This window comes from Pseudomonas sp. GW821-FHT07F05, assembly GCF_059418765.1.
Map to the genome: position 1 here is coordinate 126,417 of NZ_JBWKQL010000009.1, position 11,504 is coordinate 137,920.

Here is an 11,504-nt window from a genome sequence, read left to right on the forward strand (position 1 = left end):
CATGGCCCAAGGCTATCGTGAAGCGCGAGCTATGTAAATCATTGCTGAAAGAGCATACAGAAATGCTCCATCTGTCCCACAAACCAGTGAGGTCATGCAGTGAAGGGCGATAACTGTTTATTTAACCAGTGGACGTGGTAGTTGGGCTGATGCCGACATCATGTCTACCTCAAGCTGGACAGGTGGCGCTCTTGGAGCGCCGCTGACGCCTAGGTCCTGACATCCCAAGACATTCCTAGGCGTAAGATTAGCAGGCTTATCGTGATCAGATAGTAATAGCGCGTGTAGGTCGAGTGGTAGGCGAGCTCTTTTCTTAAAAACCACGCAATATTTTTTCGTTGCCACGTCCATGGGTTATCGAATTGCCAATGGCTAACGATTGCAGTTTGAATTCTGCTTACCTGGCGCGGATGACGTCGACTCATTGAATGCGACATCTTTCAAGACTCCCGCGAGAAACAGATCCATATCGAATTGCTTACTAATGCCCGGCGTCCAAGGTAGGCGGCAACTACGTCAGGCCGGCCGCGCCCTAGCTCATAACTGATTTGGCTAGTCGACTCGCCGTCAAGGCGCTGGTCTACGTGGCCGCATATACCACCGTTGAGAGACGCGTGGTGTTGGGTGTTCTGTTCATAACGCTCAAACGCGAGCGCGGCCGGTAGTTCATGAAAGCCTCTGAGGTTGAGTGCATGCGGGATGTCCAGCGCCGGGCGGATGATTTCATGAAGAACGCTCAGTAGCTTTCGTTTGGAGCTATCAGCTAGCGGCTTCCCGTTGGCGACCCCTGATGTGCGAATCCCAGCGCGCTTCGAACTTGGTCATCCACCGCAATCCAGCGTGGTGCCGAAGCCCCGGCGCGGCTGCCTTTGGTACCATTCTGAATGTTGATTTGCCTAAGTCTTCAGCGTCACCGCTCAACCGCGGCAGATCATCCAAGATGGCCTCACATGCCAGTGGCTTGTCCCAACATAACGATCGTGGCAACGCGTAGCTGATGATGTCTGCAAGCGCATCAACGAACTGCGTACCTGTTCGCGGTCTTGGCCCTGCTCCATTGATTGATGAACCCCGGTGCGCTGCATACCCAACGCCTTGCTCGGACTTGGCAACTTCACGTTCTGATCTCCGCGAAGCGCTGCCGTAGTTCTGTTAACACTGGATAGCCGGTTTTGTGCAGTGCTGATAACTAGGTCGCCGTCCTCGACCAGGCCGAATCAGTATGCTGCATAGTCCGACAACACCTTGCGATCAATCTGCCGCGCATCGTTAACCCTGGGCGCCGCTTCAGACCGACACCACTTCACGAATGCCAGCCACCGATCACTTTGGGTCTTGACCCTGCCGTAGCCGAAGTTACGGCCATCGTGCCTACCCAATAGTGCCATGACTGTTACCTCATCTACTTTCCCGTTCTTCGCCCGATGTCATCCCACCAAGAATGTCGAGTGTTATCAGGGATCAAGGCCCCTGCGACCGGTGAGGGTTGTCCACTAACGCGGGACTGGCGGCTCCTCACGACCGGGAGCGTGGGCATCTCATGATCTGGCCTCCCGAGCACTTCCGAGGAAGTGGGCGGACGTAGCCTGCACTGGCTGACGAGACCAGCGCCGCGAGATCCTGAGCCGGGTGAAAGCAGCAATGCGATAACCGGGGCATGCCTGACTGTCAGTCAGGTGCAGTCCATTCCCTGGGCCGGCACCATCGTCTGCATCGCTGTTGCTGGTGACTTCGGTGTTTGTCACGCCGATTGTCGCGAGGGGAAATGCCGCAATGTCTTCTACGTGGTGGGCTGCAGCAGCGGTAGGAGCGCCCGTCTCTTTCCGGGAGAAAGAGACGGGCGCAGGTTGGCGCAAGGAAATGCCTACGCGAATAGATCGCAGCAGGGCAGCTACAAAGACGAACCTCCCACCTTGGCGATCGACACCTCAATCAACGCCCGCGCTGCATCAAGCTGATGCACCACCGAGCGCGCCAACGGGCGGAATTCCAGCGTGCAGTTATCTGCGACTTCGTAGGCGGTGGCTGCGGCGCAGGCGAGGTATTCGGAGGCGGTGAGCAATGCGTCCTCAGCTCTGACGCCGGGCTTGACCGAGAACAGGCTCAGGTTGCCGAGGTTGGCGTTGGTGCAGGTTGATTGGGGGGCGGGTGTTTCGGGTGGGTGAGGGGTGGATCTGATCATGGTGTCTCTCCTGACTTGGATGAGACCGACACCGTTCGCGACTAAACGAATAGGTGGCGGCTGTACGCGGGTTAGTCGACCGGGAAGTCAGGCACCCGGCGCACCCGAAGGTGCCCCTCGTACAGCCACCATAAAAGGACAGAACCGATGTCGATGACAGCGGCTCAGGTTATGGGGCGTTACGCGCCTGACGTGTTCGGGCGACTAAACCCGGTCGTTGTTTGCAACGACACGCGGGAAGGTAGTCGCCGGATCAGACACGTTCAAGCGGTCGGGAGAATATCGCTTAATTTCAGAAGCGTCCTACGGGATTTCGGACTTTTTGTGTGGGTTGAGCGGGGAAGTAGGACGGCAGTGCGGCGATGGCGCTTTCGCGGGCAAGCGCGCTCCTACGGGGATTGGAGGTGTGGCATTTTGCACAAACAAAAAAGGCCCACCTTTCGGTGAGCCTTTTTGCTAAATCTGGTGCCGGCACCAGGAGTCGAACCCGGGACCTACTGATTACAAGTAATATGCCTTTAACAATGAAATCAATAGGTTACAGGTTTTTTAATTACGTGCGTTCGTCGTTTGAACGCCGAATTTCCGCTCCACTTTTTGCCCTTATTACGCGTCCTGTGAGCGCCGGACACCAGTTTTTGTTCGCGTTCAATTACCAGCCTGCAGGCTTGGGTATTTTCTCGCCAGCGCTTGTCACTACTGGGTCCGGGAACTGGGATACGCCCAGATAAGGATCCAGATGGCGGACATAGGTCGCCAATTTCTCTAAACTTTTGGCTGGTTTCGGGACTGGGGAAAGTAGTGTGAGTGGAAGCTTGGCATCCTCCACGACAATTCTGAGTGGCTCACAAAGATCAGTATCGTTGGTAATGACTACCGCGTGCTCCATTTTCTTGAGCAGAGCATCTCGCACAAGATGCACTCCAAGGTTAACGTCGGAACCTTTCTCCTCAACTTTGACGATTGAAGCGAATCTCGGGGGAGGTGCTTGCGGCGTTTTCGCTTTAGGGCTAAAGACGAGCGGCTGGGATAGGAACATCAGCTTGTCTGAGACTTGGAATGAGCCAAAATGCTGATTTAGACCAGGTATCGTGGCCAGCGCCTTTAGGTAAATATGCTGATCTTTCGGCGATGTTGGGTCGATTCTGCTTGAGATACGTGCGGTGTAGAAATTTATCCCTACGATCTCACAGTCCTTTGGCAGCGAAGCCTGGCAAAGCGCCATCAGGTTAAGCCATTTAAATTTCGTTTTTTTGAGCGCGCGGTAGTAGAGGTTGAAGCCATCTACATAAACAATCGTCTTCATTGCCTAATGCGTCCGGTGCAGAATGCAAAAAGCCCCGAAACTTACATTTCGGGGCTTCTGGGCCCACGGCACGCCGTGGGTTAGTTGATGGGCGAATCCTACCGACGGAGTGACATGCGTGTCAACGTAATTGTCAAAATAATTGATAAATTAATGGGTCACCAAAAAAGACATCCGGATGCGCGCGTTGGATCGTAGCTAGCGGCTCCTACAACACGAGTCGGCCCCTCGGATGGATCCGAGGGGCTTATTGCGACCGTTGGAGGCCACAGGCCAGTTGCAACAGCTATGGGGTCGATTTACCGAAATCTAGGGTGAAAGCACTGCGGGTTGAAGTTTGAGGTCAGGGTCTACGTTTGGGAGGCATTGACCAGCGGGACGCTGAGGTCGTAGACGTCCATCATCGCCCCGTCACGGTGACCGCTGGCCTCCTGCTTGTCCGCCCGATTGCCCGCGGTGTCGGTGATACCACGCCGCTTAAGGTCATGAAGTCCGAAGCGCTGCTCTGCCGTAATGGTGCCATCATCGATGGCTGAAGTGATAAACCGCTGCCAAGCTGTATCCAGACTTGATTTGCGTAAAGCACCGCCGTGGCTGGCCACGATGATATAGCGTCGGTCGGGACGAATCGGAACGACCGTTGATTTGCTTGCCCACACTTTGGCCCGGTAGGCCTTCGCCCCCTCCCAAGCAGCGCGCAAGCGCGGCGTCCAGCGCACAATGTTGTCCCGGCTACCCTTGCGTCGGTTGGTCATAACTCCTTCGGCCAGTTCATGGGCATCGGTCAAGGTGATGGTCTCAATGCCCCGTAAGCGGCACAGGTAACCGATCTCCATGACGTAGCTTAGGTACTCCGGACAGCCCCCTTTTTCGTTCCTGAGCAGCCGTCCGAATGCCAAAGCTCGGTCGACCAGCGCGCTCATTACTAGATGGTCTGGCAAACGCCGACGCTTTCGCTCCACCGGCGCTTCAATACCCTGCGCCGGATTGCTCTCGAGATAGCCCCGGTTGCGGCCCCATTGCAGCACTCGACGCAAGTAGCGCAGGACATGCGCCGCTTTTGACGGCGTGCCTTCGTCAGCCAGACGATCGACAATTCGCTGGATCAATGCCGCCGTGAATTTTTTCACCAGCAGATCGCCCAGCGGTTTTCCCAACCGTGTCGGGATGCCCAGCAGTACGTCCCGCGAATAGCAATAGTCGTCGTGAGTCTTGAGGCTAAGTCTCTTGTAACGATCGCTCAGGTGAAACTGCGCGCAGACGTAACGCAAAGTGCCTCGGTCCACGCACCATGTTCGCTCCATGATCTGGTGCAGCTCAGCGAGTGTTACATCAGCAGCTGCCACATTGCGCCGGCGCTGTTTCCCGGTCTCGTCGTAATGCAGCGTGTACCAGACGCCAGCGCTGCGATGATCAAAGTAAATAGTCGCTGGGAGAGCAGCCTGATCGATGTGGGAAGGGATATGGGGGTTATGCTTACGCTTCCTTGCTCGCCTCATAATATGTCGGCTTCATACCTATCGTTTGACGCTGGAGTAAGTCCAGCCGCTTGGTTGATAAGGTCCAACGTGGTCCAAGGACCGGTGCGCCCTCTGAACAGGCGTACACCTTGTTCGATGAGCGACCGTTCTACATCGGACCGGCGTTGGTATCCGGTGATGCGCTGCAGGTCTTCGAATATCAAGACATTGCTCGACATGGTTGCCTCAGGATCTCTTACGCCCCGGTCAGTGTAGTCAGTGTGCCGGGGCATAGTTGTTAGAAAAAAGTGAGCGATCTTCTGGAGGAAAGCCTACCGGGAATAGCGTCGGCCTCGGGCCAATCTCGCAGCGACCTTCTCAGCCATCAGTTCCGTCCATTCATCTTCTTTTATTTTTTGCCTAATGCGGCTGCAGCTTTGATGGGTGCGAGTCGATCGCGCTCTACCGCAAATGTCGCAAATGCTCGGCAAGTCGAGTCGGTGGCTCGCCATCGTTGGTCGTTGGCGGGCAGCGGCTTGCTTAGGCATCAAGCATCTCGCTCAGCTTGAACGTCTGTCCATCCACAATCGTGTTCATGGCAGCCTCGGCCGCGCTGCCGTTGATGGTTTGAGCTTGCATGGTTCTCTCCTTTCAGGGGGGGGCGGTGCCACGGGGTTGCAGCCCCATGGCACCGACTTCATTTGGATTTCTAGCTAAGGATCCAGATCATCAAATCCGGAACCTGCACCGCGACGACTGCGATCAGCGTCACAGTCAGTACTGCTCCCAACAACTGCCTCAGTAGGGCGCCGCGTGCGGCTTGTTCAAGTGGTTCGGTGTTTCGCATGGTTCTCTCCTTTCAGGGGTTGCCGGTTGCAGCCGGCGTTACAGGTCGCTGTCTGGCAATCGCACCAGGTACAACACCACGTCTAAAAACTGGTCGTTGTCTTCCTCACATGACTGCCAATCCAGCACCGATTGAATTTGCCGCCGCGTGCAATTGAGCACCAGGATCTCGCGCTGACCATCGGCACCACGGACCTCTAAAATGTCGACGAGTCCGTTGGGGCCATATGCTTCTGCCTGGACGGTTTTGCGCTGGTCCTTGCCCAGCTCGTCGAGCAGCTCGGTAACGCGGCTTTGTTGCGCCTGCGCCGTGCCGGCGACGACTTGAATCTCCATGGTTCTCTCCTTTCAGGGCTGTTCGACGTGGGTTGCAGCCCTACGCCTGGAAAATCCAGCATTTGACGATTGGCGACTTGGTAATCGTGTTGTTGTGTCGTATTGCGTGGTGAGCCCGGACTTTGCTGTCCACGGACTTATTCGATTCCAGAAACTTGTGCCGGCGGGATTCCTTGAGGCGATCGCGCAGCTCGCTGACGTCGGCCAGCTTCTGGCGATGCTCGGCTGCGCGCTCGACGAACTCGTTGAGGTTGATGGCAATGACGTTGTCTTTTTTGCTGTGGTTTACCACTGGGCCTTCGGCATCTAGGCTCTGCAGGTAGTCGTAAACTTCCCAGAATTCGGCCACTACCGGGTGGTCTGCGCTGATTGAGCTCTGGCGCTCAATCGCCATACCGACGATGCAGCGTTGTGTCGCGGTGATTTGTGCGTCAGTCAGTGGGACCAGCGAACGAATGCAGTCAACCAGGCCGAGAAGCTGCGCGTGGTTCTTTACGATCCGCTCGACCCGAATGTATCCGCGCAACTGGTTGCCGCACTTCTGACACGCAGACTTTTCGCTATCAGGCGGGTACGCCGTATCGCAGCTGACGCAATGGGTATGCAGCCGGCGCAGACGGGCTTCGTGAGCCGGGATCTTGTCCGCAAGGGTGGACATGACATCGGCTTCACGCTTGACCGCCTGCAGCAGGAAATGGCTGAGCTTGTTGCCGTCCAGCGCTGTGAGCTTGTCAGCAGCCTCGCGGCTCGCCGTAGTGACAACCGGGCGGACGAAATGAAGCTTAACGATCCGCGTCATGATGGCTTCGGACGCTACAACCGGAGCGTTCTGGCTGATCGCGATCGTGCCCCGGAACGGCGGCTCGTAGGTTTCGTTGCCGGCCGTCTTGACGCCTTTGGTCGCCAATGTGCCGCCGCCGAAGTAATCCTTCAGCTCGTCCCATTCGAAGTTCTTGGCGTGTGATTTGTCATCGCCGCTTCGGTCAGATTCCAGCAGTACCACCGGCATCCCGGAAACTTGACCCATCAACCGGCTCCGGCCGGCCTTGGTCGATTTGGAGGGGTCGAAACCCTCATAGCCAGACCGGCCAAGCAATTTCCACAGCAGGTTGAGCAGCGTGGTTTTACCGGCGCCGGCTTCGCCTGTTGCTTCCAGGAAGGGGAACGACTGGTAACGAGCCCGGATCTGCTCGGCGAACAGTGATCCGAACCAGAACGTCAGCGCGACCACGCCCTGGGCGCCGAAGCACGTCCACAGCAGCTTTGCCCATTCATCGCTGTATTCCTTTGGATCGCGCTGAATGCGGACCGGCACGGCCTTTTGCAAAGTCTTGAGTCGCAGTTTTCCGAACTCAAAGAACTCCTCGTCGTTGACCGCCACGACCTGACCATCCTTGATTGCCATGTCGCCGTAGACATAGCAGGCGTACTCTTTGCTGTAGCCAACGAAGTCGATCGTCTGGACCGTTTTGATCGCAAATAGCTGGTCCTTCATGATTTTGTCGAGCTGCTGACCGCTACCAGTGAACACGGCGCCTGCAGCCATGCCTAGAAGGCGCTTCTTGAATTCGCTCGCGGCCGCGACCTGGCCGCCGGTGAACGTGTTCTTTACCGACACGCCGTCGTGGGGGAAGTCGACTCGGAAGAAGTACCAGGACTCGTCGGTGATCTCGTTGCGTTGGAAATACAGGGCCTGCGGGTAGCAGTTGGCGATCTCGACCACGCAGCCGGACATGCGCAGTGCCTTCTCTCGCATTGCCTTGTTGTTCAGCTGCTGCTCTTCGTGGTTTTCGCTCGTCTCCAGCGCTTGCATGGCGCTGTTGAACTTGCTGATGTCCAGCTTCCACCAGTACAGACGGGATTCGAAGCCGAAGTGAAATTCCTCCCGCTCACGCCAGTCGTACATCAGCAACGCTTTTTCCGAGGCACTCTCCGCGATTAGCAGGGCGCCGTGGTGGCGTGCTTCGGCGAGGTCGCCGTCCAACCGCTTCTGCCGGTCGGCTTCGTCGTCGATAAACCCCCAGCGCTGATGTAGATCGTTCCAGTCCACCTTTCGCGCATCACGCTGCGGGATCTGCGCGGCAGTACACTCAAACCCCATCACACGGGCCATTGCCACCCATTTACGGGTGTACTTATGTGCGCCTGGTTCATTGTCCAGCGCCCATACAAGCCTTGGGAGACTGCCAGCCCTTAGCGTGATCAGCGCCTTGAGCGAAGCTTCCGGGAAGGCGTTGGACGACATCGCGGCGACAGCGTCGATATCGTTGTGCTGCAGGGCAATGGCGTCAAAGATCCCCTCGACAATCCAGAGCTCGCGGGTGTTGGAGAGGTCGACGTGCGGGGAACACCACCAATAGCCCCTGTACGATTCCTTCGGCTTGAACCGAGCCTTCTTCTTTCCGAACCGGTGAGGTCGGTCTATCAGGCGCTCCCAATAACCCCCGCGCTCCAGAGGGAAGCGCACGGTTGCCGATCCGATCTCCAAATCCCGATCAAAGTAGCTCTCTTGAGTGAACAGGCCTGCGACCAGGTCCATCTTGAACCCACGAGCGAACTCCAGGTAGGCGCGAGCCGTGGCAGTGGGCTGATCATCAGTTGCCGGCGCCCGTTTGCTCCAGTCGTCGAAAATGTCGTCGTACAGCTCTTTAACGTGCCATTGCTGACCGCACTTGCTTTCGCGGCCGCACTTGATGAACCACGGGTTTACGAAGCTGGAGTAGAGCTCTTTTTTGCCGCATGCCGGGCATACACCGCCGCGCATGAAATTAGTGCCGGCACGATGCTTCAGCCCGTAGTCATTTTCGAGTCGGGTCAATACGTCAGCCCGGATTACGTCTTCCATCATCAAGCCTGCTTACTTATGGCGGCCTGTAAGGCGCCGAGAGTGGTTTTTTGCGCTGCCAGGGCCGGGTAAGCGGAAAGGATCGCGCCGGAGCGCAGACCGTCAGGAACGCGCCTAAACTCATCCGAATACCAGTGCTCTTGAATTCCGAGGCGCAGCCGCTCTCGCAGCTCGTGCTGCAGGGCTTCTGCAAGGCTTTTGCTCAGGTCCATCCGGATCGAAAGTGCTGTGTTCATTGCTGTATCCCTGATTTCGGGCGCAATTCGCCCAAACCCACACGCTCTGGGTCGTGCTTTTTGTTCAGATGGTCGGGGGTGTCTGTCGCTGCCCGGGCAAGTCGATCAATTGCTCGAAGATATGGGCGACGGGGATGGCGTAGGCATTGCCGCTGGTGGGGTCAGTGAGCACCGCCACGGATTCGCTGCTGTTGGCAAGATCCAGCCGGCGCTGATCGCCAGTGGAACGCAGCTCGCTGTAGGCAAGGGCCGCGAGCGTCTCTGCGAGATAAAGGGGCACTTCGAGAGAGGTCTGCAGATAGGTCACAGCCCGGACGAAGAGCTGCTGGTCGTTGTCCAGGTGTTCACCCTGGTGACGCTGCATGAAGCACAGGGCGGCGCTCTGCATCGTCGAGCGATACTCCAGTTCAGGGTTCTGCGCTTTCAGTACGATTTTCATCAGGCCGTCTCCAATCCCAGTAGATCCATCTGTTTTTCGCCTTCCTTTCGCATCGCCTCTCGGCGCATCGCAACTGGCGCTACCGGCAGTCGGACTGCAGGATTTGGCATTCCTGAGGCGCTCATTTCATGTGTCATTTCGAACTGAGCGCGAACAGACCAACTGCAAGGCTCATTTGTGCACTGCATGTATGTGATGCGCAAAAAGATGTGCGTGCCCTCACTGGTTCGGATGCGCATTCGCCCCTGGCAGTGCGGACATACCAATTTGTAGGTGCTCACTTGTTCTCCCCGCCGCTAGTTGCGGCCTTCGGCTGATGCCGAGAATTGGCGGCGCTTCCTGCGCCTACTTCGGTTCCTACGTGCCCGGGCGTTCTCGGTGCAAAACGATCACGGCGGTGATCTCTTCATGGCTGGCCGCGACGTGGGCGCGGTGCGCGGTGAGGATGTCTTGCACTTCGCTATCGTTGATGACCCCATCTTCGAGGGCCTTGGCAATGATGGCGTCGACCAAACCGCGCTTGATGGAGGTATTGATCGAGCGTGCGTACAGATCGAGGTTGTCCAGCTGACCTGCCTCGGCAACGGGGACGAAAACCCCGCCGTACAGGCCGCAGACGAAGTCCGGCAGGTGGGTGGTCCCTGTCTGTGATTCCAGAAGGCAGATCTGCTCATCCGTCAACGGGCGACTGCCGGCGTTTTCATAAGCGTGGTTATCAAACTTCTTGACCGACATGCCGAGTCGCGGTGCTGCGCAGTCACGCCCGCCCGGGTAAGCACAGATCACTGCGCTGACCACTTGGCGGCGGGTTTCTAGAACGGTGCGTTTCATCTTCTGGTTTCTCACCGGCAGAACTGCAATTAGTTTGATATCACGCCGTCTTTGATACGCAGGAGCACAGCTGCTCGTCGTGCCTCGCCTCGAACGCCTTTCTTCCGACCGTTCAACAGATCGCTGACCAAATTTTTGTTCAGAGCATGTTTCCGGCAGAACTCGGCGATCGTGACCCCGTTTCGGTCAAGTTCTGCGCGGGCTTGCTCGGTTGTCAGGAGGACGGGCATAGTGTTCATGTGTGTTCAATCGTGTTGTGTGTGCCATCATTATGCCCAAGAAATTGTGTGTGTAAAGCGGCGTGTGCCAAATATTTGTGTGTCTGGAGATTCCTTGGAAAAAACTTTGGGCGAGCGGCTCCGGGAAGAGCGCGACCGGCTTGGCATTAATCAAAACGAGCTGGCTGATATTGGAGGGGTGAAACGCAACTCCCAGGGTAACTATGAGCGCGGCCGGCAGAACCCGGACACTGCGTATTTGCTGGCCGTCGCGAAAGTAGGGGTCGATGTCATGTACGTCCTTTTCGGGCGCCGCGACCACGCCGTCGAGGCGCGAGCAGGAATTGAGGCCGAGATGATTTGTTCCTTCCGTTCGCTGAGCGCCGCCGATCAGGCTGTAGCCCGACGCGTCGTGACTGGGCTGGCGGAAATGAATACCGGCAGTGTCAATCCAGCGGCTCAATCCGATTAGGTATCCAACATTTGTCCCATCATTCCGCCCATCGCCCATCGCCCATCGCCCATCGCCGATAGCCGAAACTAGCCCCTTTCGGCTATTTAGATTCCTGTGAAACCGTCGATGCTTACCGTTTCCCAGGAGTGTTAAGCATGTTGGATCGAGGCGTTTTGGAGAGGCTTGAGCAGGATGCTCGAAACAACGATTGTCCCGACTTGAAGTTGACTCAACTGGAGAGCGTGCTGCTCCAGCGATACCGCCAGATGTCGGAAACCGATCAGGCGCACCTGCAGCGCCTGGCAGAAATGCTGACCCGGACGAAATAGGCCCGAGTTTCGCGACCGCGCT

Annotated in this window: 14 protein-coding genes and 1 pseudogene; 2 read left to right on the forward strand and 13 right to left on the reverse strand. The window is 57.0% G+C overall.

Annotation, left to right across the window (positions count from 1 at the left end; genetic code table 11):
* Positions 1–440: 440 nt before the first annotated feature.
* The 13 genes and pseudogenes from AC07RO_RS18755 to AC07RO_RS18815 all read right to left on the reverse strand — a co-directional run bounded on the left by AC07RO_RS18755 (position 441) and on the right by AC07RO_RS18815 (position 10,711).
* A pseudogene (locus AC07RO_RS18755) lies at positions 441–1,388 on the reverse strand (integrase domain-containing protein).
* A gap of 503 nt (positions 1,389–1,891) precedes the next feature.
* Positions 1,892–2,182, reverse strand: a complete 291-nt coding sequence (locus AC07RO_RS18760) for a DUF6124 family protein (protein ID WP_369318293.1) — start codon at positions 2,180–2,182, stop codon at positions 1,892–1,894.
* 652 nt (positions 2,183–2,834) lie between these two features.
* A complete protein-coding gene (locus AC07RO_RS18765; RefSeq protein WP_495086782.1) occupies positions 2,835–3,488 on the reverse strand; it encodes an NYN domain-containing protein in 654 nt (217 codons plus the stop codon).
* Positions 3,489–3,838: 350 nt separating this feature from the next.
* The gene (locus AC07RO_RS18770) at positions 3,839–4,987 is read right to left on the reverse strand and encodes a site-specific integrase (protein ID WP_495086783.1); all 1,149 of its coding nucleotides are present in this window, start codon (positions 4,985–4,987) and stop codon (positions 3,839–3,841) included.
* The gene (locus tag AC07RO_RS18775; protein ID WP_495086784.1) at positions 4,984–5,187 is read right to left on the reverse strand and encodes a hypothetical protein; all 204 of its coding nucleotides are present in this window, start codon (positions 5,185–5,187) and stop codon (positions 4,984–4,986) included. Before AC07RO_RS18775 ends, AC07RO_RS18770 begins: the two co-directional genes overlap by 4 nt.
* A 470-nt stretch (positions 5,188–5,657) precedes the next feature.
* Positions 5,658–5,795 carry a hypothetical protein gene (locus AC07RO_RS18780; RefSeq protein WP_495086785.1) on the reverse strand — a complete coding sequence of 46 codons (138 nt, stop codon included), beginning with the start codon at positions 5,793–5,795 and terminating at the stop codon, positions 5,658–5,660.
* A gap of 38 nt (positions 5,796–5,833) precedes the next feature.
* Positions 5,834–6,130, reverse strand: coding sequence for a hypothetical protein (locus tag AC07RO_RS18785; RefSeq protein WP_495086786.1), 297 nt, complete (start codon positions 6,128–6,130; stop codon positions 5,834–5,836).
* Between the two features lie 40 nt (positions 6,131–6,170).
* Entirely contained in the window at positions 6,171–8,975 is a 2,805-nt protein-coding gene (locus AC07RO_RS18790) for a toprim domain-containing protein (protein ID WP_495086787.1), read from the reverse strand.
* A gap of 2 nt (positions 8,976–8,977) precedes the next feature.
* Positions 8,978–9,211 carry a hypothetical protein gene (locus AC07RO_RS18795; RefSeq protein ID WP_495086788.1) on the reverse strand — a complete coding sequence of 78 codons (234 nt, stop codon included), beginning with the start codon at positions 9,209–9,211 and terminating at the stop codon, positions 8,978–8,980.
* Positions 9,212–9,275: 64 nt separating this feature from the next.
* Positions 9,276–9,650 (reverse strand): hypothetical protein, encoded by a 375-nt coding sequence (locus AC07RO_RS18800; RefSeq protein WP_110950419.1) that lies wholly within the window; start codon positions 9,648–9,650, stop codon positions 9,276–9,278.
* Positions 9,650–9,931 (reverse strand): Ogr/Delta-like zinc finger protein, encoded by a 282-nt coding sequence (locus tag AC07RO_RS18805; protein WP_346628053.1) that lies wholly within the window; start codon positions 9,929–9,931, stop codon positions 9,650–9,652. The genes AC07RO_RS18800 and AC07RO_RS18805 overlap by 1 nt, the downstream gene beginning before the upstream one ends.
* 76 nt (positions 9,932–10,007) lie before the next feature.
* A complete protein-coding gene (locus AC07RO_RS18810; RefSeq protein ID WP_110950421.1) occupies positions 10,008–10,481 on the reverse strand; it encodes a YmfL family putative regulatory protein in 474 nt (157 codons plus the stop codon).
* 29 nt (positions 10,482–10,510) lie between these two features.
* Entirely contained in the window at positions 10,511–10,711 is a 201-nt protein-coding gene (locus tag AC07RO_RS18815) for a DNA-binding protein (protein WP_346628107.1), read from the reverse strand.
* A 103-nt stretch (positions 10,712–10,814) separates the two neighbouring features.
* Here AC07RO_RS18815 and AC07RO_RS18820 point away from each other — a divergent pair, with 103 nt between their 5' ends.
* Together AC07RO_RS18820 and AC07RO_RS18825 are read left to right on the forward strand one after the other, a co-directional pair.
* Positions 10,815–11,171 (forward strand): helix-turn-helix domain-containing protein, encoded by a 357-nt coding sequence (locus AC07RO_RS18820; RefSeq protein WP_346630012.1) that lies wholly within the window; start codon positions 10,815–10,817, stop codon positions 11,169–11,171.
* Between the two features lie 137 nt (positions 11,172–11,308).
* On the forward strand, positions 11,309–11,482 hold the full coding sequence (locus tag AC07RO_RS18825) for a hypothetical protein (RefSeq protein WP_346630013.1): 174 nt from the start codon (positions 11,309–11,311) through the stop codon (positions 11,480–11,482).
* Positions 11,483–11,504 lie beyond the last annotated feature (22 nt).

Bases quoted from the DNA above. Each gene is read 5' to 3' on its own strand.
- AC07RO_RS18760 (WP_369318293.1), bottom strand. From the start codon at position 2,182: ATGATCAGATCCACCCCTCACCCACCCGAAACACCCGCCCCCCAATCA.
- AC07RO_RS18765 (WP_495086782.1), bottom strand. From the start codon at position 3,488: ATGAAGACGATTGTTTATGTAGATGGCTTCAACCTCTACTACCGCGCG.
- AC07RO_RS18770 (WP_495086783.1), bottom strand. From the start codon at position 4,987: ATGAGGCGAGCAAGGAAGCGTAAGCATAACCCCCATATCCCTTCCCAC.
- AC07RO_RS18775 (WP_495086784.1), bottom strand. From the start codon at position 5,187: ATGTCGAGCAATGTCTTGATATTCGAAGACCTGCAGCGCATCACCGGA.
- AC07RO_RS18780 (WP_495086785.1), bottom strand. From the start codon at position 5,795: ATGCGAAACACCGAACCACTTGAACAAGCCGCACGCGGCGCCCTACTG.
- AC07RO_RS18785 (WP_495086786.1), bottom strand. From the start codon at position 6,130: ATGGAGATTCAAGTCGTCGCCGGCACGGCGCAGGCGCAACAAAGCCGC.
- AC07RO_RS18790 (WP_495086787.1), bottom strand. From the start codon at position 8,975: ATGGAAGACGTAATCCGGGCTGACGTATTGACCCGACTCGAAAATGAC.
- AC07RO_RS18795 (WP_495086788.1), bottom strand. From the start codon at position 9,211: ATGAACACAGCACTTTCGATCCGGATGGACCTGAGCAAAAGCCTTGCA.
- AC07RO_RS18800 (WP_110950419.1), bottom strand. From the start codon at position 9,650: ATGAAAATCGTACTGAAAGCGCAGAACCCTGAACTGGAGTATCGCTCG.
- AC07RO_RS18810 (WP_110950421.1), bottom strand. From the start codon at position 10,481: ATGAAACGCACCGTTCTAGAAACCCGCCGCCAAGTGGTCAGCGCAGTG.
- AC07RO_RS18815 (WP_346628107.1), bottom strand. From the start codon at position 10,711: ATGCCCGTCCTCCTGACAACCGAGCAAGCCCGCGCAGAACTTGACCGA.
- AC07RO_RS18825 (WP_346630013.1), top strand. From the start codon at position 11,309: ATGTTGGATCGAGGCGTTTTGGAGAGGCTTGAGCAGGATGCTCGAAAC.